The sequence below is a fragment of the Bordetella sp. BOR01 genome, from assembly GCF_019218885.1.
Lineage (GTDB): Bacteria > Pseudomonadota > Gammaproteobacteria > Burkholderiales > Burkholderiaceae_B > Bordetella_A.
Genome location: NZ_JAHUWT010000004.1, coordinates 37,669 through 63,611, shown reverse-complemented (window position 1 = coordinate 63,611; position 25,943 = coordinate 37,669). Strand labels below are relative to the sequence as shown.

Annotated in this window: 27 protein-coding genes and 1 tRNA gene; 8 read left to right on the top strand and 20 right to left on the bottom strand. The window is 63.1% G+C overall.

Features of this window, described 5'->3' with window-relative positions; all coding sequences use genetic code 11:
* The 10 genes from iscX to uvrB all read right to left on the bottom strand — a co-directional run bounded on the left by iscX (nt 1) and on the right by uvrB (nt 8,441).
* Nucleotides 1-195 carry a Fe-S cluster assembly protein IscX gene (gene iscX / locus KW845_RS22025; RefSeq protein WP_218371514.1) on the bottom strand — a complete coding sequence of 65 codons (195 nt, stop codon included), beginning with the start codon at nt 193-195 and terminating at the stop codon, nt 1-3.
* Nucleotides 195-536 carry an ISC system 2Fe-2S type ferredoxin gene (fdx, locus tag KW845_RS22020; protein WP_218371513.1) on the bottom strand — a complete coding sequence of 114 codons (342 nt, stop codon included), beginning with the start codon at nt 534-536 and terminating at the stop codon, nt 195-197. The genes iscX and fdx overlap by 1 nt, the downstream gene beginning before the upstream one ends.
* Before the next feature lie 16 nt (nt 537-552).
* The gene (gene hscA / locus KW845_RS22015) at nt 553-2,415 is read right to left on the bottom strand and encodes a Fe-S protein assembly chaperone HscA (RefSeq protein ID WP_218371512.1); all 1,863 of its coding nucleotides are present in this window, start codon (nt 2,413-2,415) and stop codon (nt 553-555) included.
* Between the two features lie 58 nt (nt 2,416-2,473).
* Nucleotides 2,474-2,986 (bottom strand): Fe-S protein assembly co-chaperone HscB, encoded by a 513-nt coding sequence (gene hscB, locus KW845_RS22010; protein ID WP_218371511.1) that lies wholly within the window; start codon nt 2,984-2,986, stop codon nt 2,474-2,476.
* A 3-nt stretch (nt 2,987-2,989) separates the two neighbouring features.
* On the bottom strand, nt 2,990-3,313 hold the full coding sequence (iscA, locus tag KW845_RS22005; protein WP_218371510.1) for an iron-sulfur cluster assembly protein IscA: 324 nt from the start codon (nt 3,311-3,313) through the stop codon (nt 2,990-2,992).
* A 1-nt stretch (nt 3,314) separates the two neighbouring features.
* The gene (gene iscU / locus KW845_RS22000; protein WP_218371509.1) at nt 3,315-3,737 is read right to left on the bottom strand and encodes a Fe-S cluster assembly scaffold IscU; all 423 of its coding nucleotides are present in this window, start codon (nt 3,735-3,737) and stop codon (nt 3,315-3,317) included.
* A gap of 31 nt (nt 3,738-3,768) precedes the next feature.
* Nucleotides 3,769-4,980 (bottom strand): IscS subfamily cysteine desulfurase, encoded by a 1,212-nt coding sequence (locus KW845_RS21995; RefSeq protein ID WP_218371508.1) that lies wholly within the window; start codon nt 4,978-4,980, stop codon nt 3,769-3,771.
* A 16-nt stretch (nt 4,981-4,996) separates the two neighbouring features.
* Nucleotides 4,997-5,536, bottom strand: a complete 540-nt coding sequence (iscR, locus tag KW845_RS21990; protein WP_218371507.1) for a Fe-S cluster assembly transcriptional regulator IscR — start codon at nt 5,534-5,536, stop codon at nt 4,997-4,999.
* Nucleotides 5,537-5,693: 157 nt separating this feature from the next.
* Nucleotides 5,694-6,185: a low molecular weight protein-tyrosine-phosphatase gene (locus KW845_RS21985; RefSeq protein WP_218371506.1), complete on the bottom strand. Its 492-nt coding sequence runs from the start codon at nt 6,183-6,185 to the stop codon at nt 5,694-5,696.
* A gap of 228 nt (nt 6,186-6,413) precedes the next feature.
* Nucleotides 6,414-8,441, bottom strand: a complete 2,028-nt coding sequence (uvrB, locus tag KW845_RS21980) for an excinuclease ABC subunit UvrB (protein ID WP_218371505.1) — start codon at nt 8,439-8,441, stop codon at nt 6,414-6,416.
* A 75-nt stretch (nt 8,442-8,516) separates the two neighbouring features.
* Here uvrB and KW845_RS21975 point away from each other — a divergent pair, with 75 nt between their 5' ends.
* Complete coding sequence (locus KW845_RS21975; RefSeq protein ID WP_218371504.1) at nt 8,517-9,722, top strand: amino acid aminotransferase; 1,206 nt, start codon at nt 8,517-8,519, stop codon at nt 9,720-9,722.
* 150 nt (nt 9,723-9,872) lie between these two features.
* Complete coding sequence (gene lexA / locus KW845_RS21970) at nt 9,873-10,547, top strand: transcriptional repressor LexA (RefSeq protein WP_218371503.1); 675 nt, start codon at nt 9,873-9,875, stop codon at nt 10,545-10,547.
* An 83-nt stretch (nt 10,548-10,630) separates the two neighbouring features.
* On the opposite strand, the gene lon is transcribed toward lexA, so the two are convergent.
* From lon to KW845_RS21930, 8 genes are all read right to left on the bottom strand, one after another.
* Complete coding sequence (gene lon, locus KW845_RS21965) at nt 10,631-13,087, bottom strand: endopeptidase La (RefSeq protein WP_218371502.1); 2,457 nt, start codon at nt 13,085-13,087, stop codon at nt 10,631-10,633.
* Between the two features lie 174 nt (nt 13,088-13,261).
* Nucleotides 13,262-14,560, bottom strand: coding sequence for an ATP-dependent Clp protease ATP-binding subunit ClpX (clpX, locus tag KW845_RS21960; protein WP_218371501.1), 1,299 nt, complete (start codon nt 14,558-14,560; stop codon nt 13,262-13,264).
* Nucleotides 14,561-14,667: 107 nt separating this feature from the next.
* The gene (gene clpP / locus KW845_RS21955) at nt 14,668-15,321 is read right to left on the bottom strand and encodes an ATP-dependent Clp endopeptidase proteolytic subunit ClpP (RefSeq protein WP_218371500.1); all 654 of its coding nucleotides are present in this window, start codon (nt 15,319-15,321) and stop codon (nt 14,668-14,670) included.
* Between the two features lie 2 nt (nt 15,322-15,323).
* Nucleotides 15,324-16,634, bottom strand: a complete 1,311-nt coding sequence (gene tig / locus KW845_RS21950) for a trigger factor (RefSeq protein ID WP_218371499.1) — start codon at nt 16,632-16,634, stop codon at nt 15,324-15,326.
* Nucleotides 16,635-16,769: 135 nt separating this feature from the next.
* Nucleotides 16,770-17,525 carry a M48 family metalloprotease gene (locus KW845_RS21945; protein WP_218371498.1) on the bottom strand — a complete coding sequence of 252 codons (756 nt, stop codon included), beginning with the start codon at nt 17,523-17,525 and terminating at the stop codon, nt 16,770-16,772.
* Between the two features lie 210 nt (nt 17,526-17,735).
* Nucleotides 17,736-17,942, bottom strand: a complete 207-nt coding sequence (locus tag KW845_RS21940; RefSeq protein WP_207405529.1) for a cold-shock protein — start codon at nt 17,940-17,942, stop codon at nt 17,736-17,738.
* Nucleotides 17,943-18,189: 247 nt separating this feature from the next.
* Nucleotides 18,190-18,393, bottom strand: a complete 204-nt coding sequence (locus tag KW845_RS21935) for a cold-shock protein (RefSeq protein WP_012249703.1) — start codon at nt 18,391-18,393, stop codon at nt 18,190-18,192.
* A gap of 270 nt (nt 18,394-18,663) precedes the next feature.
* Nucleotides 18,664-18,984, bottom strand: coding sequence for a hypothetical protein (locus KW845_RS21930; protein WP_218371497.1), 321 nt, complete (start codon nt 18,982-18,984; stop codon nt 18,664-18,666).
* Nucleotides 18,985-19,082: 98 nt separating this feature from the next.
* Between KW845_RS21930 and KW845_RS21925 the strand changes: the two genes are divergently transcribed.
* A complete protein-coding gene (locus tag KW845_RS21925; protein ID WP_218371496.1) occupies nt 19,083-19,379 on the top strand; it encodes a DUF2513 domain-containing protein in 297 nt (98 codons plus the stop codon).
* Between the two features lie 13 nt (nt 19,380-19,392).
* Here KW845_RS21925 and KW845_RS21920 read toward each other — a convergent pair whose 3' ends face one another.
* Nucleotides 19,393-19,668, bottom strand: a complete 276-nt coding sequence (locus KW845_RS21920; protein WP_218372131.1) for a hypothetical protein — start codon at nt 19,666-19,668, stop codon at nt 19,393-19,395.
* A gap of 99 nt (nt 19,669-19,767) precedes the next feature.
* Nucleotides 19,768-19,854: transfer RNA gene (locus tag KW845_RS21915), tRNA-Leu, on the bottom strand.
* A gap of 45 nt (nt 19,855-19,899) precedes the next feature.
* Between KW845_RS21915 and dapC the strand changes: the two genes are divergently transcribed.
* From dapC to KW845_RS21890, 5 genes are read left to right on the top strand one after another with little or no spacing between them, the layout of a single operon-like run.
* Complete coding sequence (dapC, locus tag KW845_RS21910) at nt 19,900-21,096, top strand: succinyldiaminopimelate transaminase (RefSeq protein ID WP_218371495.1); 1,197 nt, start codon at nt 19,900-19,902, stop codon at nt 21,094-21,096.
* 29 nt (nt 21,097-21,125) lie between these two features.
* Nucleotides 21,126-21,947: a 2,3,4,5-tetrahydropyridine-2,6-dicarboxylate N-succinyltransferase gene (gene dapD / locus KW845_RS21905; RefSeq protein WP_218371494.1), complete on the top strand. Its 822-nt coding sequence runs from the start codon at nt 21,126-21,128 to the stop codon at nt 21,945-21,947.
* A complete protein-coding gene (gene dapE, locus KW845_RS21900; RefSeq protein ID WP_218371493.1) occupies nt 21,947-23,089 on the top strand; it encodes a succinyl-diaminopimelate desuccinylase in 1,143 nt (380 codons plus the stop codon). Before dapD ends, dapE begins: the two co-directional genes overlap by 1 nt.
* A gap of 10 nt (nt 23,090-23,099) precedes the next feature.
* Nucleotides 23,100-24,008: a 50S ribosomal protein L3 N(5)-glutamine methyltransferase gene (prmB, locus tag KW845_RS21895; protein WP_218371492.1), complete on the top strand. Its 909-nt coding sequence runs from the start codon at nt 23,100-23,102 to the stop codon at nt 24,006-24,008.
* On the top strand, nt 24,005-25,939 hold the full coding sequence (locus tag KW845_RS21890) for an ATP-binding cassette domain-containing protein (protein ID WP_218371491.1): 1,935 nt from the start codon (nt 24,005-24,007) through the stop codon (nt 25,937-25,939). The genes prmB and KW845_RS21890 overlap by 4 nt, the downstream gene beginning before the upstream one ends.
* Nucleotides 25,940-25,943: the final 4 nt, after the last annotated feature.

The window sequence follows — 25,943 nt, the reverse complement described above, 5'->3', positions numbered from 1 at the left end:
TCAGGCCGCTTCGTCGATCCAGGCCATCTGGATGGCCTCCAGGATTTTTTCGCCGCTGTGGGAGGGATCATCATCGAAGCCGGGCAAGGCAATGACCCACTCGCGCAACTGCGTAAAACGCACCGTGTTCGGATCCACGTCGGGATGCGTATCGGCCAATGCAGCGGCGATATCGTATGTGTCGACCCACTTCATCAGTGTTCCTCTTTGGCGTGGTTGATCGTGTACTTGGGAATCTCGACCGTCAGGTCGGCATCGGCAACCAGGGCCTGGCACGACAGCCGCGACGTGGAGCTCAGGCCCCAGGCCTTGTCCAGCAAGTCTTCTTCGTCGTCGGTGGCGTCTTCCAGCGAAGAAAACCCCGCGCGTACGATCACGTGACAGGTCGTGCAGGCGCACGACAATTCGCAGGCATGCTCGATCTCGATGTGGTTATCGAGCAGCACGCGGCAGATGGATTTTCCTTGCGGCGCGTCTTCGATCACAGCGCCCTCGGGGCACACGTCTGGATGAGGCAATACAGTCAGTTTGGGCATACTTCGGGCGGTTCGATCAGGCGATTTCGTCCAGTTTACGGCCGGCCAGGGCCGCGCGGATACCGCGGTCCATGCGCCGGGCGGCAAATTCCTCGGTGGCGTCCGACAGGGCCTTGACAGCGCTTCGGACGGCATCCGCATCGTCGGCGTCCTGGGCCGCGGCCGCCGCCTGCAGGCACTCATCCACCAGGCGGCGCTCGTCGGCATCCAGCAAGTCGCCATCGGCGGCCAGCGCGGCATGCACAGATTCGACCAGCCGGCGGGCTTCAACCTGCTGCTCGCGCAGCATGCGGGCTTGGGCGTCGCTGTCGGCCTGCGCAACGCTGTCGGCCAGCATGCGCGTGATTTCGTCGTCAGACAGGCCGTACGACGGCTTGACCGACACTGCCGCCTCGACACCGGTGCTTTGTTCGCGGGCCGTGACGCTGAGCAAGCCATCGGCATCCACCTGGAAGGTCACGCGGATACGCGCCGCGCCTGCCACCATGGGTGGAATGCCGCGCAACTCGAAACTCGCCAGCGAGCGGCAATCGGATATCAGCTCGCGCTCGCCCTGCACCACGTGCAAGCTCATGGCGCCCTGCCCATCTTTGAATGTAGTGAATTCCTGGGCGCGCGCGACCGGAATGGTGCTGTTGCGCGGAATGATGCGCTCGACCAGGCCCCCCATGGTTTCCAGGCCCAGCGACAAGGGAATGACATCGAGCAGCAACCAGTCTTCGCCGGGCAGGCGATTGCCCGCCAGCAAATTGGCCTGCAGGGCCGCTCCCAGTGCCACCACCTGGTCCGGATCAAGCTCGACCAGCGGCTCGGTGCCGAACAACGCGCCCACGGCCCGCTGGATGACCGGCATGCGGGTCGCACCGCCCACCATCACCACACCCTTGACGTCGGACACGGTCAAGCCGGCATCGCGCAGCGCCGCCCGGGCTCGATCCAGGGTACGGCGCACCAGCGGCTCGGCCAATTGCTCGAACTGTTCGCGAGTCAGGGTCAGGTCCAGCGCGCGGCCGTCTTGCAGCGTGGCGCGCAGCGCAACGGACGACTCTTGCGACAACGCTTCGCGCGCCGCACGGGCCGCTACCAGCACCGTGCGGCGGTCAGCCGGTATCAACGGCGCATCGCCCAGCGTGGCGCGGGCGAATTCGCTGATGGCCCAGTCGAAATCGTCGCCACCCAGCGCCGTATCGCCGCCCGTGGCAACGACTTCGAACACGCCCTTGGTCAGGCGCAGGATGGACACGTCGAACGTGCCGCCTCCCAGGTCGTATACGGCATACGTGCCTTCAGCCGCCTGATCCAGCCCATAGGCGATGGCGGCTGCCGTGGGCTCGTTCAACAGGCGCAGCACGTTCAGGCCGGCCAACCGCGCGGCATCGCGCGTAGCCTGGCGCTGGGCATCGTCGAAATAGGCAGGCACGGTAATGACCGCGCCCACCAGGTCGTCGCCCAGTACGTCTTCGGCACGCTGGCGCAATACCGCCAGGATCTGCGCCGACACTTCCACCGGGCTGAGCTCGCCCTGTACCGTACGCAGCCGCACCATACCGGGGGCCTCGACGAACTCGTAAGGCGCACCGCTGGCGCGCGCCTCATCCAACGAGCGCCCCATGAAGCGCTTGACCGAGACAACGGTATTGAACGGGTCGGCAGCTTGTTGTGCCAGCGCTTGCCCGCCGATGGCCACCTTGCCGTCGGCGAAATAGCGCACCGCCGAAGGCAGCAGCGCCTGCCCATCGGCATCGCGCAGCACTTCGGGCGTGCTGCTGCGCACGGCGGCGACCAGGGAATTGGTCGTGCCCAGGTCGATGCCCACCGCCAGCTTGCGTTGGTGCGGCGCGGGCGACTCGCCAGGCTCGGAAATCTGCAATAAGGCCATGATTAAGCTTGGGATAGGAAAGCGGGGAAACAGCGCGGCGCGGGCCGGGCCGATGCGGCTAGTCGGTCGGCCGGGCGGCCGCCAGCTCTTGCGCCAGTTTTTCGACGAACATCCATTCGCGTACCTTGGCACCAGCGGCAGCGTAGTCTTGGCGTTCGTCGAGCAGCGTGGCCAGGGTGTCGCGCATCTGCCGGCGCGCCTCGCCAAGTTCGGTCTCCAGCGTGGCAAACACGGCAGGATCGTGGCGCGCGTCATCCAGCATCTCGCGCCATTGCATCTGCTGCATCAGGAACGCCGAGTTCATTGCGGTGTTGCTTTCGGTCTGCAGATCCACGCCCCCCTGCTCGCACAGATAGCGCGCCCGCAAGAGCGGATCGCGCAATTGCCGGTAGGCCTCGTTGGCGCGCGCCGCCCACTGCATGGCCACACGGCGCTCGGCCGGGCTGGCGGTGGCATAGCGGTCGGGGTGCACCTGGGCGGCCACGGCACGCCAGGCGCGTTCAAGTGCCTGGACATCTACATCGAACCGTGCGGGCAGGTCAAACAGGCTGAAATGGTCGTCTGCCACCAAGACCTACACCGTGAACGACTCGCCGCAGCCGCAGGTCGCCTTTTCGTTGGGGTTGCGAAACTTGAAGCCCTCGTTCAAGCCGTCGCGCGCATAGTCGAGCTCGGTGCCTTCCAGGTAAGAGAAACTCTTGGGGTCTACGAATACCTTGACGCCGAAGCTCTCGAAAACCATGTCTTCGGCCGTGGGCTCATCCACGTACTCAAGCTTGTAAGCCATGCCCGAGCATCCGGTGGTGCGCACGCCCAACCGCAGGCCTACGCCCTTGCCGCGCTTTTGCAGGTAGCGCCCGATGTGCGAGGCCGCCTGCTGGGTCAGGGTAACGGACATTTCAGTTCACCGCCGCAACTGCCGCGGCGTCGGCCTCGGCCGGCGACGCGTGCTTTTCCTTGTAGTCCTGCACCGCCGCCTTGATGGCGTCTTCGGCCAGGATCGAGCAGTGGATTTTCACGGGCGGCAAGGCCAGCTCTTCGGCGATATGGGTGTTGCGGATGTCGAGCGCTTCGTCCAGCGTCTTGCCCTTGACCCATTCGGTAACCAGCGAGCTCGAGGCAATGGCCGAACCGCAACCGTAAGTCTTGAAGCGCGCGTCTTCGATGACACCCGACTCGCTGACCTTGATCTGCAGTTTCATCACGTCGCCACAAGCGGGCGCGCCGACCATGCCGGTACCCACCGAGTCGTCGCCCTTGTCGAACGAACCCACGTTGCGGGGATTCTCGTAGTGATCCAGAACTTTGCTGCTGTATGCCATGATGTTTCTCCTGTGTCGATCGCGCGGGCGCTCAGTGGGCGGCCCACTGTACAGTGTTCAGGTCGATGCCCGCCTGGGCCATTTCCCACAGCGGCGACATATCGCGCAGCTTGCCCACGCGGCTCTTGATCAGTTCGATCGTGTAGTCGATTTCCTGTTCGGTGGTGAACCGGCCCAGGGTGAAGCGGATCGAGCTGTGCGCCAGTTCGTCGTTGCGGCCCAGTGCGCGCAGCACATAAGACGGCTCGAGACTGGCCGAGGTGCAGGCCGACCCGCTGGAAACAGCCAATTCCTTGATGGCCATGATCAGCGACTCACCCTCGACGTAATTGAAGCTGACGTTCAGGTTATGCGGCACGCGCTGCTCGAGACTGCCGTTCAGATAGGTTTCCTCGATTTGCGACAAGCCCACCCACAAACGGTCGCGCAGCATGCGGATGCGCTCGTTCTCGGTTCCCATTTCCTCGCGGGCCAAACGGAAAGCCTCGCCCATGCCGACGATCTGGTGGGTAGCCAGCGTGCCCGACCGGAAGCCACGCTCGTGGCCGCCGCCGTGCATCTGCGCCTCGATGCGCACACGCGGCTTGCGCCGCACATACAGCGCGCCGATACCCTTGGGGCCATAGGTCTTGTGGGCCGAGAACGACATCAGGTCGACCTTGAGCTTCTGCAGGTCGATTTGGACCTTGCCCGTAGCTTGAGCCGCGTCCACATGGAAAATAATGCCCTTCTCGCGGCAGATTTCCCCCAGTGTCTCGATGTCCTGGATCACGCCGATTTCGTTGTTCACCATCATGATCGACACCAGGATGGTATCGGGCCGCAACGCCGCCTTGAACGCATCCAGATCGACCAGGCCATCGTCGCGCACATCCAGATAGGTAAGCTCGAAGCCCTGGCGCTCGAGCTCACGACAGGTATCCAGTACTGCCTTGTGCTCGGTCTTGACCGTGATGATGTGCTTGCCGCGCTCGGCGTAGAAATTGGCAGCGCCCTTGATGGCCAGGTTGTCCGATTCGGTGGCGCCCGAGGTCCAGATGATCTCACGCGGGTCGGCGTTGACCAGATTGGCCACTTCCTGGCGGGCGTTCTCGACCGCTTCCTCGGCTTCCCAGCCGAAAGCATGGCTGCGCGATGCCGGATTGCCGAAGTTGTCGTACAGCCAGGGCACCATTTTCTCGACCACGCGGGGATCGACGGGCGTGGTGGCGGAATAATCAAGGTAGATCGGACGGGTGGTCATGTGTTGCTACTCCTGCTTATACGGTGGCGTCAACGGCGATGGCGGGGCTGGAAACCGCGGGGGCGCCTGCGGCACCGCGCTCTACCCGCACGGCGGTGCAACCCTGCGCCGCCTTGGTGGCCTCCTGCAACTGGCGCAGTCGCTGTTGGTCGACCAGGTCTTGCAGGGACACGGAATCCAGGTAATCGACCATCTTGCGATTCAGGGTCGTCCAGAGCTCGTGCGTCATGCACTTGCCTGACTTGCCGTCGTTGCCGCTGGTGCAGTCATGCTTGCCGCCGCAGTTGGTGGCGTCCAGGGGTTCATCGACCGCAAAGATGATGTCGGCAACCGTCACGTTACGAGCCAACCGGGCCAGCGAATAGCCGCCGCCGGGGCCGCGTACGCTGTCGACCAGTTCGTGCCGGCGCAATTTGCCGAACAACTGTTCCAAGTAAGAAAGCGAAATATTCTGGCGCTGGCTGATGGCCGCGAGAGTCACCGGACCGCTGTGCTGCCGCATGGCCAGGTCGATCATCGCAGTAACCGCGAAACGCCCTTTCGTAGTAAGCCGCATGGTGGATTCCTGTTGAAACCGGCTGGGCGCCCGAATGAAGCGTCCAATACCTGAGTAATTGCGTCAAGTATAGCAAATTCCCGACTAAATTGCTAAGCCATCTCAATCGCAAAAAACCGCGCCATAGCGCGGTTTTTCAGGGCCGGCCAACCGGCGATCAGGCTGCCTGGTATTGGGTGGCCCGCTTGCGGACCAGTTCCAGGACGCCTTGACAGGCATCTTCAAGATAGTCGAGCACTTTGCCGAAACCTTCGGGGCCGCCATAATAAGGGTCGGGCACCGTGGCTTCTTCGAATTCGTTGGCAAAACGCATCAACAACATCAACTTGTGCTGATATGCCTTGGGGCACTGCTGCTGCAGCGCCGACAGGTTGTCCCAATCCATGACCAGGATGAGATCGAACTCGCGGAAGTCGTCGGCGGTAACCTGCCGGGCCTCGCAGTGGTTGATCTCATAGCCGCGCTTGCGAGCGGCGGCCTGGGCCCGGGCGTCGGGGGCCTCGCCAATGTGATAGGCATGCGTGCCTGCGGAATCCACACGCACGACATCGCTCAAACCGGCATCGTTCACCAAATGGCGAAAAACGCCCTCTGCGCTTGGGGAGCGACAGATATTACCCATGCAAACGAAAAGTACCTTGGTCATCATGGGTGCAAGTCTGAGGGAAAACCCGGAATATAGCAAGTTTTTTTTGCAATTGCGCAAGCAAGCCCAACTGCCCGGCATTGATTATTTTTATTTATAAAATCAATAGCTTAATACAATGATCGAAAGTGACACATCAACTATTTTTCAGCCCAGCAGTAACAAAACCGTGGGTTTGCCCGCAATGCAGCACTGCCCCGCCGCGGGGCCGATTCGACCTGCCGCCGGGCGCTAGCCAATGCCGTCGAGCAGCACCCGCTGCTTGAGCGCATTGAGCGCATCGCGCGCAGCCGCGGCCTGCTCGAATTCCAGGTTGCGGGCATGGTCTGTCATGAGTTTTTCCAGGCGGCGGATCTCGCGGGCCACGGCCTTTTCGTCGGCCAGCACTTCGGGCGCGATGCCCGCCTCAAGGGTATCGTGGCGAGCCGGCGCGACAATACCGTCGATGAGTTCGCGCACGGCCTTGCTGACGCCGCGCGCGGTAATGCCGTGATCGACGTTGAATTGCAACTGTTTGTTGCGTCGCCGCTCGGTTTCGTCCATGGCACGCTTCATGGAAGCAGTGACGTTATCGGCATACAGGATGGCATGGCCGTTCAGGTTGCGGGCCGCCCGCCCGATGGTCTGGATCAGGCTGCGCTCGGAACGCAGGAAGCCTTCCTTGTCAGCATCCAGAATGGCCACCAGCGACACTTCGGGAATATCCAGGCCTTCGCGTAGCAGGTTGATACCCACCAGCACGTCGAACGTGCCCAGGCGCAAGTCGCGCAGGATCTCGACACGCTCGACGGTATCAATATCGGAATGCAGGTAGCGCACGCGCACCCCATGCTCGGCCAGGAAGTCGGTCAGGTCTTCGGCCATGCGCTTGGTCAGCGTGGTGACCAGCACGCGCTCCTGGAGCGCCACGCGCTGCTTGATCTGGCCCAGCAAGTCGTCGACCTGCGTGCGAGCCGGACGCACTTCGACCTGCGGGTCGACCAGACCGGTGGGCCGCACCACCTGCTCGACCACATTGTCGGCGTGTTCTTGCTCGTAGGCAGCCGGCGTGGCCGAAACAAACACGCACTGGCGCATGCGCGCCTCGAACTCTTCGAGGCGCAGCGGCCGGTTGTCCAGTGCCGATGGCAGCCGGAAGCCGTATTGCACCAGCGTTTCTTTGCGGGAGCGGTCGCCCTTGTACATGCCGCCCAGCTGGCCGATCGTGACGTGGCTTTCGTCGATGAACATCAGGGCGTCGGCCGGCAGGTAATCGATCAGGGTGGGCGGCGGATCGCCCGGCGCCGCGCCCGACAGGTGCCGCGAATAGTTTTCGATGCCCTTGCAGAAGCCCAGTTCCTGCAGCATTTCGAGGTCGAAGCGGGTACGCTGTTCGAGGCGCTGCGCCTCGACCAGGTGGCCCTCGGCGGTCAGCAGTGTCAGGCGTGCGCGCAGCTCTTCTTTGATGGTCTCGATGGCCCGCAGGACCGTATCGCGCGGCGTGACGTAGTGCGAGCCCGGATAGACAGTAAACCGCGGCACTTTCTGGCGGACCCGGCCGGTCAGGGGGTCGAATAATTCGAGCGATTCGATCTCGTCATCGAACAGCATCAGGCGCAGCGCCAGTTCGGGGCTTTCTGCCGGGAAGATATCGAGCGTCTCGCCACGCACCCGGAACGTGCCGCGCGTGAAGTCGGCGTCGTTGCGCGTATATTGCATGGCCACCAGCCGCGCCAGCACCTCGCGCCGCGAAATACGATCGCCCGAGCGCAGGATGAGCACCATGGCGTGGTAGTCGCCGGGATTGCCGATACCGTAGATGCACGAGACGGTGCCCACGATAATGGTGTCGCGGCGCTCGAGCAGGCTTTTGGTCGCCGACAGGCGCATTTGTTCGATGTGCTCGTTGATGGACGAGTCTTTCTCGATGAACAGGTCGCGAGTGGGAACGTATGCCTCGGGCTGGTAGTAGTCGTAGTAGGAAACGAAATACTCGATTGCATTCTTGGGGAAGAACTCGCGCATTTCCGCGTACAACTGCGCCGCCAGCGTCTTGTTGGGCGCCAGCACCAGGGCCGGCCGGCCCAGCCGGGCGATGATGTTGGCCATGGTGTATGTCTTGCCCGAGCCGGTCACGCCCAGCAGGGTCTGGTACATCAGGCCATCCTGGATGCCCGCTGCCAGGCCCTCGATCGCGGCGGGCTGGTCGCCCGCTGGCGGATAAGGCTGGTACAGGTGAAAGGGGCTATCAGGAAAATCGACGAATCCAGGATCGGTCATGCTAGACTGTCTCAGGGTAAACCCCCCATTATCCACAGCAGCGCCCCCCGCGTCCACATACCCTTACCGAACCTCATGAGCTCTCTTTTCGATTCCGTCGAACTTGCGCCGCGCGACCCCATCCTGGGGCTGAACGAACAGTACAACGCCGATACCCGCCCCGGTAAAGTCAATCTGGGCGTGGGCGTGTATTACGACGACGACGGCCGCATTCCGCTGCTGGCGGCAGTCCGCAAGGCTGAAATTGCCCGCGTCGAAGCAGCCGCCGCACGCGGCTACCTGCCCATCGAGGGCATCGCCGGATACAACAAGGGGGCCCAGACCCTGCTGCTGGGGGCCGATTCCGCCCTGGCCGCCGAAGGCCGGGTACTGACGGCCCAGGCCCTGGGCGGCACCGGGGCACTGAAGATCGGCGCCGATTTCCTGCGCCAACTGTTGCCGCAGTCCAAGGTGCTGATCAGCAACCCCAGTTGGGAAAACCACCGCGCCCTGTTCGAGCGCGCGGGCTTCCCGGTCGAAAACTACGCCTACTACGATGCCGCCACGCACGGCCTGGACTTCCAAGGCATGCTGGCTTCGCTGCAAGCCGCCCCGGCGCAAACCATCGTGGTTTTGCACGCGTGCTGCCATAACCCCACCGGTGTCGACCCCACTGCTGAACAGTGGCAACAGATCGCCCAGGTGGTCAAGGCCCGCAACCTGGTGCCCTTCCTGGACATCGCCTATCAGGGTTTCGGCTCTGGCTTGCAAGAAGATGCCGCGGTGGTGCGCCTGTTCGCCGACCTGGGGCTGACCATGCTGATCAGCTCGTCGTTCTCGAAATCGTTCTCGCTGTACGGCGAACGCGTGGGTGCCCTGACCGTCGTGGCCGGCAATCAAGACGAAGCCAAGCGCGTGCTCAGCCAGCTCAAGCGCGTGATACGCACCAACTACTCCAATCCGCCCACCCATGGCGGCACAGTGGTGTCCACGGTGCTCAACACGCCCGAACTGTACGCGCTGTGGGAACAGGAACTGGCCGGAATGCGCGACCGTATCCGCCTGATGCGCCAGCAATTGGTCGAGAAGATCAAGGCGGCCGGCGTCACGCAGGATTTCAGCTTCGTGCTGCAGCAGCGCGGCATGTTCTCGTATTCCGGCCTGACCGCCGCCCAGGTCGATGTATTGCGCGAAGAGCACGGCATCTACGCCGTGTCCAGCGGCCGCATCTGCGTGGCCGCCCTGAACAGCCGCAACATCGATGTCGTAGCAAAGGCCATTGCCGCGGTCATCAAGCAATAAGCACGCTTGTCACCTGACAGGGGCCCCGCCGCAAGAACGGGCCCCTTTTTCATGGGCGCCCCGCCCGGCTTGGCCCGGGCCCTTGCTTTTTTGCGCCGGCTCATCCAGAATCGCTGTATATCCATACAGTCCGTTTTCCGGATCATCGCCATGGCCAGCAAACTCACCGACCGCCAACAGGAAATCCTGGATCTCATCCGGCAGACCGTCGCGCGCACCGGTTTCCCGCCCACCCGCGCCGAAATCGCGCGGGCACTGGGGTTTCGTTCTCCCAATGCCGCCGAAGACCACCTGAAGGCCTTGGCCCGCAAGGGCGCCATTGAACTTACCGCCGGCGCATCGCGCGGCATCCGCCTGAAAACCCCGGTCGAAACCGGTGCCTCGCCCGTGGAAGCGGCGGCCTCCGCGGCAACTGGGCTGGCCGATGCCATGGGCCGCCTGTTGTTGCCACTGATAGGCCGGGTGGCGGCGGGTAGCCCCATCCTGGCGGCCGAACATGTCGAACGCGAAATCGGTGTCGATCCGGGCCTATTCGCGCAAACCCCCGACTACCTGCTGAAAGTCCGCGGCATGAGCATGCGCGACGCCGGTATCCTCGAAGGCGACCTGCTGGCCGTCAAACGCGCGGCCGACGCTCGCAACGGCCAGATCGTCGTTGCCCGCCTCGGCGATGATGTCACCGTGAAGCGCCTGCAGCGTCGTCAAGGCCGCATCGAACTGCTGCCCGAAAACCCCGACTTCTCCCCTATTCTGGTCGACGGCACCCAGGAATTCGCTCTGGAAGGTATCGCAGTGGGCCTGATCCGCACACAGGCGCTGCATTAACCTGGATAGCGCAGGGCCACGCGCAATAAAAAGGGGCGCCGCAAAGACGCCCCTTTTGCCATGACCGCAAACCGCGCGGCAGCTTAGTGCTTGAACATTGGGTCCCCGGCCGCGTCCGCCTCGGCAGGCTTGGCCACCAAGGATTCTTTCACCGCGTCCTCTTCGGCCAAGGGCTCGGGCTGGCGCTCCAGCGCCAGTTCCAGAACCTTGTCGATCCAGCGCACAGGCACGATCTCGAGGTGGTTCTTGACGTTGTCCGGAATCTCGGCCAGGTCTTTGACGTTTTCCTCGGGAATCAGTACGGACTTGATGCCGCCGCGATGCGCCGCCAACAGCTTTTCTTTCAAGCCGCCGATGGGCAATACTTCGCCACGCAGGGTGATTTCACCCGTCATGGCCACATCGGCGCGCACGGGAATTCGCGACAAAGCCGACACCATGGCCGTGGTGATGGCAATACCCGCCGACGGGCCATCCTTGGGGGTGGCGCCTTCGGGCACGTGCACGTGCATATCGTGCTTTTCGAACACGCTATCGGCAAAGCCCAGGCGGCGTGCGCGCGAACGCACCACCGTGCGGGCAGCCTCGACCGATTCTTTCATGACATCGCCGAGTGAGCCGGTACGCTGGATGACGCCCTTGCCCGGCATGTCGGCCACTTCGATCGTGAGCAGGTCGCCACCCACCTCGGTCCAGGCCAGGCCGGTTACCTGGCCCACCTGGTTTTCTTTTTCGGCCATGCCAAAGGCGTAGCGCCGCACGCCCAGGTAATCGCTGAGATTGTCGGCATCTACATGCGCCGGCGCGCCCGTCTTTACGGACTGGCCTTCGGCCTTGGCCTTGTCGGCTTGCGCCAGCAGTTCCTTGACGACCTTGCGGCAAATCTTGCCTACTTCGCGCTCGAGCGCCCGCACGCCCGCCTCGCGGGTGTAATAGCGAACGATATCGCGCAGCGCCGAATCATCGACCGTCAGCTCGGATTCTTTCACGCCGTTGTTCTTCAGCAGCTTGGGCAGCAGATGGTCCCGTGCGATATGGACCTTCTCGTCTTCGGTGTAGCCCGACAGGCGGATCACTTCCATCCGATCCAGCAGCGCCGGCGGGATATTAAGCGTGTTGCTAGTCGCCACGAACATGACATCGGACAGGTCGAAATCGACCTCGATGTAGTGGTCCTGGAAGGTGTGGTTCTGTTCGGGGTCGAGCACTTCCAGCAGCGCCGAAGATGGGTCGCCGCGGAAGTCCATGCCCAGCTTGTCGATCTCGTCAAGCAGGAACAAGGGATTGCGTACCGCGACTTTGCTCATGTTCTGCACGATCTTGCCAGGCATCGAACCGATGTACGTACGACGATGGCCGCGAATCTCGGCTTCGTCGCGCACGCCGCCCAGCGCCATGCGCACGAACTTGCGATTCGTGGCGCGCGCAATGGACTGCCCCAGCGAGGTTTTGCCCACGCCCGGAGGGCCCACCAGGCACAGAATGGGCGCTTTGACCTTGTCGACGCGCTGCTGCACGGCCAGGTATTCCAGGATGCGCTCCTTGACCTTTTCCAGCCCGTAGTGATCGTCGTCGAGCACTTTCTCGGCATTGCCAATGGAGCTGTTGATCTTGCTCTTTTTCTTCCAGGGAAGATTGATGAGCGTGTCGATGTAGTTGCGCACCACCGTCGCTTCCGCTGACATGGGCGACATCAGCTTGAGCTTCTTGAGCTCGGCATCGGCCTTCTTGCGCGCCTCTTTGGGCATGTGCGCGGCAATGATCTTCTTTTCGAGCTCTTCGATGTCGGCACCCTCTTCGCCTTCACCCAGCTCTTTCTGGATAGCCTTGACCTGTTCGTTCAGGTAGTAGTCGCGCTGGCTTTTTTCCATCTGCTTCTTGACGCGGCCACGGATGCGCTTTTCGACCTGAAGAATGTCGATTTCCGTTTCCAGTTGCGTCAGCAAGCCTTCCAGGCGCTCGGACGTACCCAGGATCTCGAGCATTTTCTGCTTTTGCTCGAGCTTCAGGGGCAGGTGCGCCGCGATGGTGTCGGCCAGGCGGCCGGCATCGTCGATGCCCGCCAGCGAGGTCAGGATCTCGGGCGGGATCTTCTTGTTGAGTTTGACGTACTGCTCGAACTGGGCCACGATCGCGCGGCGCAGGGCTTCGGTTTCGGAACCCTGGACAGCATCAGGAGCCACCGGGGTGACCTGGCAGACGAAATGCGATTCGGCGTCGTCGATGCTGTCGATGCGGGCGCGCTGGGTGCCTTCGACCAGCACCTTGACGGTGCCATCGGGCAGTTTCAGCATCTGCAGAATGCCGGCCACGCAACCGATCTCGTATACGTCTTCGGGCGTGGGATCATCTTTGCCGGCAGATTTCTGTGCCACCAGCATGATGCTCTTGCCCGCTTCCATGGCCACTTCCAGCGCCTTGATCGAGCGCGGACGGCCTACGAACAGCGGGATGACCATGTGCGGAAACACCACCACGTCGCGCAGCGGCAGCAGCGGCAGGTCGATGGGTTCGGAAGGCAGGGTCTGGCTGGCAGACATAAAAGATTCCTTGGTAAGACTCGGCGTATCGGTATCGGACAGGGGGGTAGGACCCATTTATCCGTGTCGGCTACGTCTGATATGGGAACGATAGCCGAAAAATCAAGCCATCGGCATCCGCTCGGCCACCCAAGGCAAAAAAACCCGTTACAGAACGGGTTTTTTGCTTTGTTTTCAGGCTGCTGCGCCGCGCACCTGGTTGCGCGCCGGCTTGTCTGGGGCGGCGGCCTCGTCGGCGTAGATCAGCAAAGGTTTGCTCTCGCTGTCGATGACGTTCTCGTCCAGCACCACCCGGCTGACGTTGCCTTGGGAGGGCAAGTCGTACATGGTGTCGAGCAAAGCGGCCTCGATGATGGAGCGCAGGCCCCGAGCCCCGGTCTTGCGCTTGAGCGCCTTGCGGGCAATGGCCTTCATTGCCCCCGGGCGCACATCGAGTTCGGCGCCTTCCATGGCAAACAGCTTCTGGAACTGCTTGATCAGGGAGTTCTTGGGCTCGGTCAGGATCTGGACCAGTGCGGCCTCGTCCAGTTCGTCCAGCGTGGCCACGACCGGCAGACGGCCGACCAGTTCGGGAATCAGGCCGAACTTGATCAGGTCTTCGGGTTCGACTTCGCTGAATAGCTCGCCCACCCCGCGCTCGGACTTGGCTCGTACGGAGGCCGAAAAGCCGATACCGGACTTTTCAGTACGGTCGCGTATGACTTTCTCCAGGCCGTCGAAGGCGCCACCGACGATGAACAGGATATTCGTGGTGTCGACCTGGACGAAGTCCTGGTTGGGGTGCTTGCGGCCGCCTTGGGGCGGCACCGATGCCACCGTGCCCTCGATGAGCTTGAGCAGCGCCTGTTGCACCCCTTCACCCGATACGTCGCGAGTGATGGACGGGTTGTCGGACTTGCGCGAGATCTTGTCGATTTCATCGATATAGATAATGGCGCGCTGCGCCTTCTCGACCTCGTAGTTGCAGTTCTGCAGCAACTTCTGGATGATGTTCTCGACGTCTTCCCCCACATAACCGGCTTCGGTCAGGGTGGTGGCGTCGGCCATCACGAACGGCACGTTCAGCATGCGTGCCAGCGTTTGGGCCAGCAGCGTCTTGCCCGAACCAGTCGGGCCGATGAGCATGATGTTGCTCTTGGAGAGCTCGACCTCGTCGCCCTTGATCTCGCCGTGGCGGATGCGCTTGTAGTGGTTGTACACGGCCACCGCCAGCATGCGCTTGGGCAAGGTCTGGCCGATGACGTATTGGTCCAGGAAGGTCTTGATCTCGGTGGGCGTAGGCAGTTCGGACCGTATGGCCGCGCGCGCAGTCGCCTGCGCCTCTTCGCGAATGATGTCATTGCAGAGGTCGATGCACTCATCGCAGATGAATACCGACGGCCCCGCGATCAGCTTGCGGACTTCGTGCTGGCTTTTATTGCAGAACGAGCAATGCAGCACTTTTGCGTCGGCCGATCCCTTTTTGTCAGGCATATGTGTTTCGTATCTCTGGTGGGAATGCGCCCGCCGATGAGCGGCCGACGCATTCAACGCTTACTCGGACGTGACGGCACCGCATAGCCCGGGGTGTTTCCGTTCGCTTAACCCTCGGAACGGGATGCGAGAACCTTGTCCACCAGGCCATACGATACCGCATCTTCGGCCGACATGAAGTTGTCACGCTCGGTGTCCACGCCGATACGCTCGACGGGCTGGCCGGTGTTCTCGGCCAGGATGCGGTTCAGGCGCTCACGCAGGTCGAGGATCTCGCGAGCCTGGATCTGGATATCGGAGGCCTGCCCCTGGGCGCCGCCCGAAGGCTGGTGGATCATGATGCGCGAATTGGGCAGCGTGAAACGCTTGCCCTTCTTGCCGGCAGCCAGCAGGAAAGCACCCATGCTGGCAGCCAGCCCCGTGCACAAGGTGGAAACGTCGGGCTTGATGAACTGCATGGTGTCGAAGATGGCCATCCCGGCATACACCGACCCGCCGGGCGAGTTGATGTATAGCGAGATGTCCTTGTCAGGGTTCTCCGATTCCAGGAACAGCAACTGCGCCACGATCAGGTTGGCCGTATTGTCATTGACTGGACCGACCAGGAAAATGAGACGCTCGCGCAACAGGCGGGAATAGATGTCGTAGGCGCGTTCGCCGCGCCCCGACTGCTCGATGACCATGGGGATATAGCCCAGGCCAGTAGGCGTGACCGACGCCCCGCCGTGCATTGCCGCATAGAAATCGGTGAAACGCTGCATACTTACGCCATCCCCATCAACTGATCGAAAGGCACCTGTTCTTCGGTGACCTTGGCTTTGTCGAGCACGTGCTGCACCACGTTGTCTTCGAGCACGATGGCTTCGATTTCGGCGCGGCGCTGGCGGTCGGCCAGGTAGTAGCTGACCACCTGGGCGGGTTGCTCGTAGTTTTGTGCGAACTCTTCGATGCGCGTGCGCACCTGTTCGGGCTTGGCCTGCAACTGCGCCTGCTTGACCAGTTCGGACACCAGCAAGCCCAGGCGCACGCGGCGCTCGGATTCGGTGGAAAAGGCTTCAGCCGGAATGGGCACGGATTCGGCATTGGGCACCCCACGCTGCTTGAGCTCTTCGCGGGCGGCTTGTACGCGGTTCTGCACGTCGTTGTCGACCAGCGCCTTGGGAACGTCGAACTTGCCGGCCTCGACCAGGGCGTCCATGACGCTGGCCTTGGTGCGGCCTTGCGTGCGCGCCTTGACCTCGCGTTCGATGTTGGCGCGAATGTCGGCCTTGAGCTTTTCGACGTCGCCTTCGGATTGGCCCAGCGACTTGGCGAAATCACCATTCACTTCGGGCAGCACGCCTTCGGCGACTTCCTTGACGCTGATGGTGAACTCGGCGGTCTTGCCTGCGACTTCCTTGCCTTGGTAGTCGTCGGGGAACTTGAGCGAGAACACCTTGGTTTCACCCGCCTTCAGGCCGCTGGCGGCAGCTTCGAACTCGGGCAGCATGCGGCCCTGGCCCAGCACGAACGGGAAGCTTTCGGCTTTGCCGCCTTCGAACGGCACGCCATCGATGGTGCCGGCAAAATCCAGCGTGACGCGGTCGCCATCCTGGGCTGCGCGGTCTTCGCGTGCCTCGTAGTTGGCGCGCTGCTTGCGCAGGACGTCGAGCGTTTGCTGCACTTCGGCCTCGGAGACGGCGGTGTCGTAGCGCGTAACGGCCAATCCGGCGAGTTCAGGCACGGCCACTTCGGGGTAGACCTCGAAGGTGGCGGTGAAGGCCAGGGTATCGTCCGTAACGCCTTCGGTCTTGGGCTCGAGCGTGGGCGAGCCGGCCACGCGCAGCTTGGCGCCGTCGACGGCCTGTTCGAAGGCGCGGCCGACCTGGCCATTGATGACGTCGTAGCGGATGCCGGGGCCATGGCTGCGCTCGAGCATGGCCAGCGGGGCCTTGCCAGGACGGAACCCAGGCACCTTGGCCGTGCGGGCCACGCGCTTCAGTTGCGCCTGGACTTCCTTTTCAACGTCGGCCACGGAAACTGCCAGATCGACACGGCGTTCCAGACCAGAGAGGGTTTCAACCACAGGCTGCATCAAAATATTCCGAAAGTAAGTGAACGAACAAATAAACAGCGCATTTTACCGGAAAGTTCAAGCCCCCTGCGCGAGCAGGGCGGCAGCACTGGGGAAGTCCCCAACGCAGCCGCCCTGCGGGAACCGAAACGCCGCTTATTTGGCGGCGGCGATCTTGTCTTCGATATGCTTGGCGCGCTTGGTCGACGAGGGGTGGGAGCTCATCATGTCGCTCTTGCCGCCGTCGAGTTCAGCCAGCTTCTGAAACGCCGTCACCAAACCGCGCGTATTGAGCTTCTTGGCCTGCAGCAAATCGAACGAATAGTCGTCGGCACCGCTTTCCTGCGATTGCGAGAACTGCGCATTGATGAATTTCTCAGTCAGGTCGCCCAGTTGCGACGCGCTCAGGGCCGCCGCCGCGTTGCCGCCGGCCGCGCCAGCCGCATCGCGCGCCGCCGAGACCGTATAGGCGGTCTGCATGGCCTTCTTGGTATGGCCCAGCGCCACGTGGCCGATTTCGTGGCCGATGACGCCCTGCAATTCGTCATCGGTCATCATGTCCATCAGGCCGCTGTATACGCGGATGCAGCCATTGGCCATGGCCCAGGCATTGACATCGGAAGTCAGGTAGACCTTGTAGTTGGCTTTTTGCCCGTTAACCGTGCCTCCCAGCGCCTTGGCCAGCTTCTGCAGGCGTGCATCGTACTTGCTGCCGGATTTGGCGATTTTTTCCTGCTTGTCGCTCTCTGCGCAGGCCTTGTCGGACAAAGACTTGATGTCAGCATCGCTGAGCGTAGCCGCTTGCACGACTTTACTGCCCGCACCGATCAATCCGCCTATATCCAGGGCCTGCGACGCAGAATAAGGGGCCAGAACCAGGGCGAGCGCTGCGGCGCCATGACGCATCTTCATTCGTATTATCTCCGGTATACCGCTCGACGCGAGCGGGCGCGGCAATTCTATCGGCGGGGTGATGCGGCCCCTGCTTTTCGTACATAAATTCGCAAATGCGAAATTTACTTACATATTATTCGGACGAAGCGCAGTTTCCAGACGACAAAACGCCCCCGCCGGCACGAGACCGACGAGGGCGACAGTCGAAACGGCCGGCGTTAGCCGGCGTCAGGCCGTGACTTTGATGTTCTTGGCGCTGGGACCCTTGGGGCCCTGGCCGACTTCGAATGTCACGCGCTGGTTTTCCTGCAGCGACTTGTAGCCTTCGCTGCTGATTTCCGAATAATGCGCGAAAAGATCTTTGCTGCCGTCATCAGGAGTGATGAAGCCGTAGCCCTTTTCGGCATTGAACCACTTGACGATGCCTGTTGCCATGAATGTGTCCTTCACCTTCGAGTAGCGATTGCTCGCGGAGTGCCAGATGATCAAGGATGGGGATGGGCAACTGGGTACCAGTAACGGCGACAGGAGTAACGACCACGTCGCTTGAAAATCTCGCCCGCCCAGTGTATGAGGGAATCTCGAAAGACGTCAAACCTTTAAAGAAGGCCAGCGTTCCGGCCCTACTTTTCGACCAGGCAGCAAAAAAGCCCCCGAAGGGGCTTTCCAAAGCGTCAGGGGCTTACAGCACCTGGATCTTCGTCGCTTGCGGGCCCTTGGGACCATTCGCCGTCACGAAGCTCACACGCTGATTTTCTTCCAGGGACTTGAAGCCGTTGGCCTGGATTTCCGAGAAGTGCGCGAACAAATCTTTGCCGCCCGCTTCCGGGGTGATGAAGCCGTAGCCTTTTTCCGAGTTGAACCACTTAACAACGCCGGTTTCCATACTGTATTTCCTAGAGATAATGGGCAAATGCCCGGGGGTCACGAATCAATCAAGGAGGGGACAGTAGAACAATAACTCTGGCCGGAAAAGGCACTGCACTGAACGAAAATCGCAACGCTTGAGATCGTGTGCCGTCACTATCGTTAGGTTCCCCTCACAAGTCAACATAATCCTCAAAAATACGTGCCAATAATGCAACAAAGCGCAACGACATCCGGTTGATTCCGGAACTATTCAGCTGTCGCGAGGTCTTGCGCGCGCACGAAGTGATCAGGAATCGACCGGCAAGCCCAACAGGTCGAGGGCGGCGTTATAGGCGTCATCGCCGGCACACAGGAACACTGCCACGTCGCCAGGATTGAGGCTCTCGAGCACCTGGTCGATCTGCTCTTGGGCGGTATCGACCGCATCGACCGCTGCGACATGGATTTCGGCGCCGGCCTCGACTTTCTCGCGCGGCACGATATCGGCGATGGCCTCGAGGTCGGTCACGCCCGTGACCACATAGGCGTCGATGCGCTCGCCGTCGAGCAGGGTTTCCAGGGAGACTCCGCCGGCAATGGCGGCGATTTGGCGGCTGATGATATCCATGTCGATACATTCTTTGGTGCGCGGGGACGCGACTATACCAGCCCTACTGTACTGCTGGTATGGTGTCCACTGGCCACACAAAACCGGAGGAACCAGCCATGCAACGCGATTTTGATCTAGTGGTGACCATACTGGGCGAACTGCGCGACGCCGATGCCGCGTCGTTGTCGCACGCGGATATCGAGACAGCGGTGCAGGCCAGCATGCCCGATGCGCCACCGACCGCGACGATTGCCCATCATCTGGATATTCTGGCCGATGCGGGGCTGATCACGGCTGCCTCGGGTGAGCAGGATGGCAGCCCGGACGCCACGCAATGGCGCCTGACCTGGAAAGGCCACGATGCGCTGGACCAGCAGGACGACGATGAAGACGATGAAGACGACGACGATTGATGTCGAAGGCAGGTCAGGACGGGCCGGCCGGAGAATGCCTGGCCAGCCGGCGGCGCCATACTTTGCGCGACACCAGGGTGGCCGCGGTGCCGATTACCAGCGAGAACATGAAGGCAGCCACGGCCAGCAACGCCACGATGTCGCCAAGCCCGGCCTGTGCCGCCAGGTAGCCTACTGCGGCCAGCACCGCCAACGACAATACGGCTACACCGGCCAGGCTGCGGCCGGTGGTGGCGCAGCGGCCCAGCAATGCACCGCCTGCCAGGGCCGACGCAACCACGGCAGCCATGGCCCAGAAAAGATATTCGTAGTGTTGCAACGCGGCTACCCTGCCCGACTATCCGGTCCGATTGAGGCCGTCCGCGCCAAAGGCGGGCCGGCAAAGAACTGGTGCGAAGGGCGGGACTCGAACCCGCACACCTGTTACGGCGTCAGGACCTAAACCTGGTGCGTCTACCAATTTCGCCACCTTCGCAAAGCCAAGCCCGGTATTGTAGCTTGCTTGCTAAAATCTTGCGCCATGAACTCGCGCCTTGATGCCCTGCACCCCTATCCCTTCACCAAACTGCGGACGCTGCTTGAATCAGCCGGCCCTGCGCCGGCCGGCCTGACGCCGATCGATTTGTCGATCGGCGAGCCCAAGCACGCGGCACCGCCTTGCGTGGCGCAAGCGCTGTGCGCCAATCTCGCAGGCCTGTCGGTGTATCCCGCCACCAAAGGCGAGCCGGCGCTGCGCGTGGCCATTTCGCAGTGGCTGGCGCGGCGCTACAGCATCCCTGCACCCGATATCGACACCCAGGTGCTGCCCGTGCTGGGCTCGCGCGAAGCGCTGTTCGCCTTCGCCCAGACGGTCGTCGATGCTGCCGACCAGCCGCTGGTGGTGTGCCCCAACCCTTTCTACCAGATCTACGAAGGCGCGGCGTTGCTGGCCGGGGCCCAGCCCTACTACGTCAATGCCGATCCGGCCCGCAACTTCGGCTGCGACTGGCTCGGCGTGCCCGCCGAGGCCTGGCAGCGCACCCGCCTGGTGTTTGTCTGCACACCGGGCAATCCGGCCGGCAATGTGATGTCGCTGGACGACTGGCGCACCTTGTTCGAACTGTCGGATCGCCATGGCTTTGCCATCGCCTCTGACGAGTGTTATTCCGAGATCTATTTCAACGAAGGCGATGCGCCGCTGGGCGCGCTGCAGGCCGCTCGTCGCCTGGGACGCGACGACTACAAGAACCTGGTGGTGTTCTCCAGCCTGTCCAAGCGCTCGAATGTGCCCGGGCTGCGCTCGGGCTTCGTGGCCGGCGATGCCGCCTTGATGGCCCGCTTCCTGCTGTACCGTACGTATCATGGCAGCGCCATGAGCCCTGTCGTGTCGGCGGCTAGCATCGCCGCCTGGAACGATGAAGACCATGTGCGCGAGAATCGCACCCAGTACCGCGACAAGTTCGCGGCGGTCGTTCCGCTGTTGCAGCCTGCACTCGATGTCGACTACCCGCAGGCGTCGTTCTACTTGTGGGTGGCCGTGCCCGGTTCGGACACGGCCTTTGCCCGCGACCTCTACGCCCGCACCGGCGTAACCGTCCTGCCCGGCAGCTACCTGGCGCGTGAAGCGCACGGAACCAACCCCGGGCAGGGCCGGATCCGTATCGCGCTGGTGGCGCCACTGGCGCAATGCGTCGAAGCCGCCGGCCGGATTGCCCAATTTGCCCGCACCACGCTTTGATCAACCCTTTCTTTGATAACTGAGCCGTTATGACTCTCGACCTGCAGACCACCATCGAAAATGCCTGGGAAAACCGGGTCAACCTGTCGCCTGTCGACGCCACCGCCGAAGTACGCGAAGCCGTCGAACAAACCATTGCGGCCCTGGATCTGGGCCGCCTGCGAGTCGCCGAGAAAACCGAGGCTGGCTGGATTGTGCACCAATGGATCAAGAAGGCCGTGCTGCTGTCGTTCCGGCTGCAGGACAACGCCATCATGGGCCAGGCCCCCATGCAGTTCTACGACAAGGTGCCGCTCAAGTTCGCCGAATATGGCGATGCCGCCTTCAAGCACGGCGGCTATCGTGTCGTGCCGCCGGCGGTGGCCCGCCGTGGCGCCTTCATCGCCAGCAACGTGGTGCTGATGCCGTCGTACGTCAATATCGGGGCCTATGTCGATGAAGGCACCATGGTCGACACCTGGGCCACGGTCGGATCGTGCGCCCAGATCGGCAAGAACGTCCACCTGTCGGGCGGCGTGGGTATTGGCGGCGTGCTCGAGCCGCTGCAGGCCAACCCCACCATCATCGAAGACAACTGCTTCATCGGCGCACGCTCGGAAGTCGTCGAAGGTGTGGTGGTCGAAGAGAACTCGGTACTAGCCATGGGCGTGTTCCTGTCGCAAAGCACCAAGATCTTCGATCGTGCCACCGGCAAGGTGACGTATGGCCGCGTACCCTCGGGCTCGGTGGTGGTTCCTGGATCGCTGCCGTCCGAAGATGGTTCGCACAGCCTGGCCTGCGCGGTGATCGTCAAGCGTGTCGATGCCCAGACCCGTGCCAAGACCAGCATCAACGAACTGCTGAGGGCCTGATGACTACCGACCGCGCCGTTCTCGCGCTGGTGCGCGAACTGATCGCCCGCCCGTCGGTCACGCCCGATGATGTCGACTGCCAGTTGCTGCTGACGCAGCGCCTGGAGCAGGCCGGCTTCCATTGCGAGACCATTGCGCGGGGTGGCGTCACCAACCTGTGGGCCAGGCGCGGCAACGCCGGTCCGCTGGTCGTGTTTGCCGGGCACACCGACGTGGTGCCTCCCGGCCCGCGCGACAAATGGGACAGCGATCCGTTCGTGCCTACCGAGCGCGACGGCTATTTGTATGGCCGCGGCGCGGCCGACATGAAGAGTTCCATCGCTGCCTTTGTCGTGGCGGCAGAGGAATTCGTGGCGGCCGACACTGACCATGGTGGCTCGATCGCCTTGCTGCTCACCTCGGATGAAGAAGGCCCGGCTATCGACGGCACGGTGATTGTCTGCGACGAACTCAAGGCGCGTGGCGTGCAGTTGGACTACTGCATCGTGGGCGAACCCACCTCGGGCGACGTGCTGGGCGACACCTGCAAGAACGGCCGGCGCGGCTCGCTGTCGGGCAAGTTGACGGTAAAGGGCATCCAGGGCCATGTGGCCTATCCGCATCTGGCGCGCAACCCGGTGCACCAGCTGGCCCCCGCCCTGGCCGAACTAGCTGCTACCGAATGGGACCAGGGCAACGAGTACTTCCCACCCACGACGTTCCAGGTCTCGAACCTGCGCGCCGGCACCGGCGCCACCAACGTGGTGCCGGGCGAGGCCGTGATGCTGTTCAACTTCCGGTTCTCGACCGCCAGCACCCCCGGCGGCCTGAAGCAGCGCGTGCATGCGCTGTTCGACAAGCATGGCCTGGAATATGACCTGGACTGGGAATTGGGCGGCGAACCCTTCCTGACCCCGCGCGGCACCTTGACCGATGCGCTGGTCGATGCCATTCGCGCCGAGACCGGCGTGGCGGCGCAACTCTCGACCACCGGCGGCACGTCCGACGGTCGCTTCATCGCCAAGATCTGTCCGCAGGTCATCGAGTTCGGCCCGGGTAATGCCACCATCCACAAGGTCAACGAGCGCATCGAGCTGGCCTCGCTTGAGCCGCTGAAGAACATATACCGGCGCACGCTGGAAAACCTGCTGCGCCCCCGCTGACCATCCACTTATGCCCTTATCTTCCCGCTCTGAATTGCAGACGCTGCGCGACTTGATCCGCTATGGCGTATCGCGCCTGCGCGAATCCGGCGTCGCGCTGGGCCACGGCAGCGACAATGCCTGGGACGAAGCCGTCTACCTGGTGCTGCACGCCCTGCACCTGCCGTTGGATACGCTCGATCCGTTCCTGGATGCGCGCGTCCTGCCGCAAGAGCGCGCCCGCGTACTCGAATTGCTGGACCGGCGCGTGGCCGAACGCCTGCCCGCCGCCTACCTGACCCAAGAGGCCTGGCTGTGCGGCCATCGCTTCTACGTCGACGCGCGCGTCATCGTGCCCCGTTCACCCATCGCCGAATTGCTCGAACAGGGCCTGGCGCCCTGGATCGAACCCGAATCCGTGCAAGCCGTACTGGACATGTGCACGGGCTCGGGCTGCCTGGCGATATTGGCGGCGCTGGCCTTTCCCGATGCGCGGGTCGATGCCGTGGATGTGTCCGACGACGCCCTGGATGTGGCGCGCCGCAACGTCGCCGACTATGGCCTGCAAGAGCAACTGACCCTGCACCGCAGCGACCTGTTCGATCAGTTGCCGGCCCATGCCTATGACGTGATCGTATGCAACCCGCCCTACGTGAACAGTTCGTCGATGGCCGCCCTGCCCGATGAATACCGCCATGAGCCCGCCCTGGCGCTGGCTGGCGGCGTCGACGGCATGGACCTGGTGCGGCGCATTCTGCAGGCGGCTCTCCGATATCTGGCGCCCCGGGGCGTGCTGGTGCTGGAAATCGGCCACGAACGCCCGCACTTCGAGGCGGCCTTCCCGCATCTGCAGCCCGTATGGCCGGATACCGAAGCCGCCAGCGACCAGATATTGCTGCTTACCCGCGAGCAACTGTTCCAGGATTCCTCTGCCCCGTGATACGCGCTTCTGGATTGACCTTGCGCCGCGGCACCAAGGTGCTGCTCGACGGCGCGGACTTTGTCGTGCATCCAGGCGAACGGGTCGGCATCGTCGGCAAGAACGGGGCCGGCAAGTCGTCGCTGTTCGCCCTGCTGACCGGCGCGCTGGACCTGGACGCGGGCAACATAGACCTGCCGGCCGGCTGGCGCATTGCCAGCGTGCAGCAGGAACTGGCCGCCGATGCGCGGCCGGCACGCGAGTTCGTGATCGACGGCGATACCCACCTGCGGCATCTGCAAGCCCAGCGCGCCACCCTGCGTGACGACCAGGGCACCCAGATTGCCGAGGCGGAATCCGCACTGGTCGAGGCCGGTGCCTGGAGCGCGGCCTCGCGCGCCGAACAGTTGCTGGCCGGCCTGGGTTTCAAGCCGCACGAATGGATGCAGCCGGTGGCCAGCTTCTCGGGCGGCTGGCGCATGCGCCTGGCGCTGGCCCGCGCGCTGATGGCACCGTCCGACCTGCTGTTGCTGGACGAACCCACCAACCACCTCGACCTGGATGCGATGCTGTGGCTCGAGAAATGGCTGGCAGCCTACCCTGGCACGGTGCTGTTGATTTCGCACGACACCGAATTCCTGGACGCGGTGGCGCGTGCCATCCTGCATTTCGACCATGGCAAGCTGGTGCGATATCGCGGCGGCTACCAGGACTTCCTGACCCAGCGCGCCGAGCGCCTGCGCCAGACCAGCCTGGCGCATGAGCGGCAGGCGCGCGAGACGGCACGGCTGCAGGGCTTTATCGACCGCTTCAAGGCCAAGGCCAGCAAAGCCAAACAGGCACAAAGCCGCGTCAAGGCGCTGGCGCGCATGGAGGCCCTGGCGCCGCTGCACGCCGAAGCCGGCATCGACATCCGCATCCCCTCGCCCGACCACATGCCCGACCCGCTGCTGGCACTGGAGCACCTGTCCGCCGGCTACAGCGATGCGGCCGGCCAGGCGGTGCCCATACTGCGCGACGTGACACTGATGGTTCGCGCCGGCAGCCGCATCGGCATATTGGGTGCCAACGGCGCCGGCAAGAGCACGCTGATCAAGACCCTGGCTGAAGAACTACCGGTGCAGGCCGGCCAGCGGCGCGCCTCGCGCGGGTTGGCGATCGGCTATTTCCACCAGCACCAGCTCGACATGCTGGACCTGGACGCCACACCGCTGGCCCATCTGGCGCGGCTGGCCCCCGACACCCGCGAACAGGAATTGCGCAACTACCTGGGTGGCTTCGGGTTTTCAGGCGAGGCCGCCACCGGCCTGGTGGGGCCGATGTCGGGCGGCGAGAAAGCTCGCCTGGCCCTGGCGCTGATCGTGTGGCAGAAGCCCAATCTGCTGCTGCTGGACGAACCCAGCAACCACCTGGATGTGGAAACACGCGAAGCGCTGGCCACCGCGCTGGCGGAATTTTCCGGCAGCATGCTGCTGGTATCGCACGACCGGCATCTGCTGCGCACCACGGTCGACACTTTCTGGATCGTGGCCGACGGCGCCGTACGCGAATTCGATGGCGACCTGGAAGACTACCGGGACTGGCTGGCCGCCCGCAACGCCGAGGAAAAAGCGGCCGATGCGGCAGCACGCGACCCGGCCGGTGCCGCTGAAACCGTGAACCGCAAGGCGCAGCGCCGGGTCGAGGCCGAGCAGCGGCAGCGGCTTGCCGCCTTGCGCAAGCCTCTCGAGACCGAACTGGCCAAGGTCGAGGCCGGCATGGACAAGACGCGCACGGCCTTGCAGAAGCTGGACGAGGTCATCGCCGACGCTGGCTTGTATTCAGACGCGCGCCGCGCCGAGCGCCAGCGGGTCATGGCCGAACACGGTGAACTGGGCAAGCGCATGCAGTCGCTGGAAGAGCGCTGGCTGGAACTGCAGGAAGCACTGGAAGACATCCAGCAGGCCGGCTAGCTGG

Coding starts and splice junctions, on each gene's coding strand:
- iscX (WP_218371514.1), bottom strand. CDS start 195: ATGAAGTGGGTCGACACATACGATATCGCCGCTGCATTGGCCGATACG.
- fdx (WP_218371513.1), bottom strand. CDS start 536: ATGCCCAAACTGACTGTATTGCCTCATCCAGACGTGTGCCCCGAGGGC.
- hscA (WP_218371512.1), bottom strand. CDS start 2,415: ATGGCCTTATTGCAGATTTCCGAGCCTGGCGAGTCGCCCGCGCCGCAC.
- iscA (WP_218371510.1), bottom strand. CDS start 3,313: ATGTCCGTTACCCTGACCCAGCAGGCGGCCTCGCACATCGGGCGCTAC.
- iscU (WP_218371509.1), bottom strand. CDS start 3,737: ATGGCATACAGCAGCAAAGTTCTGGATCACTACGAGAATCCCCGCAAC.
- KW845_RS21995 (WP_218371508.1), bottom strand. CDS start 4,980: ATGACCACCCGTCCGATCTACCTTGATTATTCCGCCACCACGCCCGTC.
- iscR (WP_218371507.1), bottom strand. CDS start 5,536: ATGCGGCTTACTACGAAAGGGCGTTTCGCGGTTACTGCGATGATCGAC.
- KW845_RS21985 (WP_218371506.1), bottom strand. CDS start 6,185: ATGATGACCAAGGTACTTTTCGTTTGCATGGGTAATATCTGTCGCTCC.
- uvrB (WP_218371505.1), bottom strand. CDS start 8,441: ATGACCGATCCTGGATTCGTCGATTTTCCTGATAGCCCCTTTCACCTG.
- KW845_RS21975 (WP_218371504.1), top strand. CDS start 8,517: ATGAGCTCTCTTTTCGATTCCGTCGAACTTGCGCCGCGCGACCCCATC.
- lexA (WP_218371503.1), top strand. CDS start 9,873: ATGGCCAGCAAACTCACCGACCGCCAACAGGAAATCCTGGATCTCATC.
- lon (WP_218371502.1), bottom strand. CDS start 13,087: ATGTCTGCCAGCCAGACCCTGCCTTCCGAACCCATCGACCTGCCGCTG.
- clpX (WP_218371501.1), bottom strand. CDS start 14,560: ATGCCTGACAAAAAGGGATCGGCCGACGCAAAAGTGCTGCATTGCTCG.
- clpP (WP_218371500.1), bottom strand. CDS start 15,321: ATGCAGCGTTTCACCGATTTCTATGCGGCAATGCACGGCGGGGCGTCG.
- tig (WP_218371499.1), bottom strand. CDS start 16,634: ATGCAGCCTGTGGTTGAAACCCTCTCTGGTCTGGAACGCCGTGTCGAT.
- KW845_RS21945 (WP_218371498.1), bottom strand. CDS start 17,525: ATGAAGATGCGTCATGGCGCCGCAGCGCTCGCCCTGGTTCTGGCCCCT.
- KW845_RS21940 (WP_207405529.1), bottom strand. CDS start 17,942: ATGGCAACAGGCATCGTCAAGTGGTTCAATGCCGAAAAGGGCTACGGC.
- KW845_RS21935 (WP_012249703.1), bottom strand. CDS start 18,393: ATGGAAACCGGCGTTGTTAAGTGGTTCAACTCGGAAAAAGGCTACGGC.
- KW845_RS21930 (WP_218371497.1), bottom strand. CDS start 18,984: ATGGATATCATCAGCCGCCAAATCGCCGCCATTGCCGGCGGAGTCTCC.
- KW845_RS21925 (WP_218371496.1), top strand. CDS start 19,083: ATGCAACGCGATTTTGATCTAGTGGTGACCATACTGGGCGAACTGCGC.
- KW845_RS21920 (WP_218372131.1), bottom strand. CDS start 19,668: ATGGCTGCCGTGGTTGCGTCGGCCCTGGCAGGCGGTGCATTGCTGGGC.
- dapC (WP_218371495.1), top strand. CDS start 19,900: ATGAACTCGCGCCTTGATGCCCTGCACCCCTATCCCTTCACCAAACTG.
- dapD (WP_218371494.1), top strand. CDS start 21,126: ATGACTCTCGACCTGCAGACCACCATCGAAAATGCCTGGGAAAACCGG.
- dapE (WP_218371493.1), top strand. CDS start 21,947: ATGACTACCGACCGCGCCGTTCTCGCGCTGGTGCGCGAACTGATCGCC.
- prmB (WP_218371492.1), top strand. CDS start 23,100: ATGCCCTTATCTTCCCGCTCTGAATTGCAGACGCTGCGCGACTTGATC.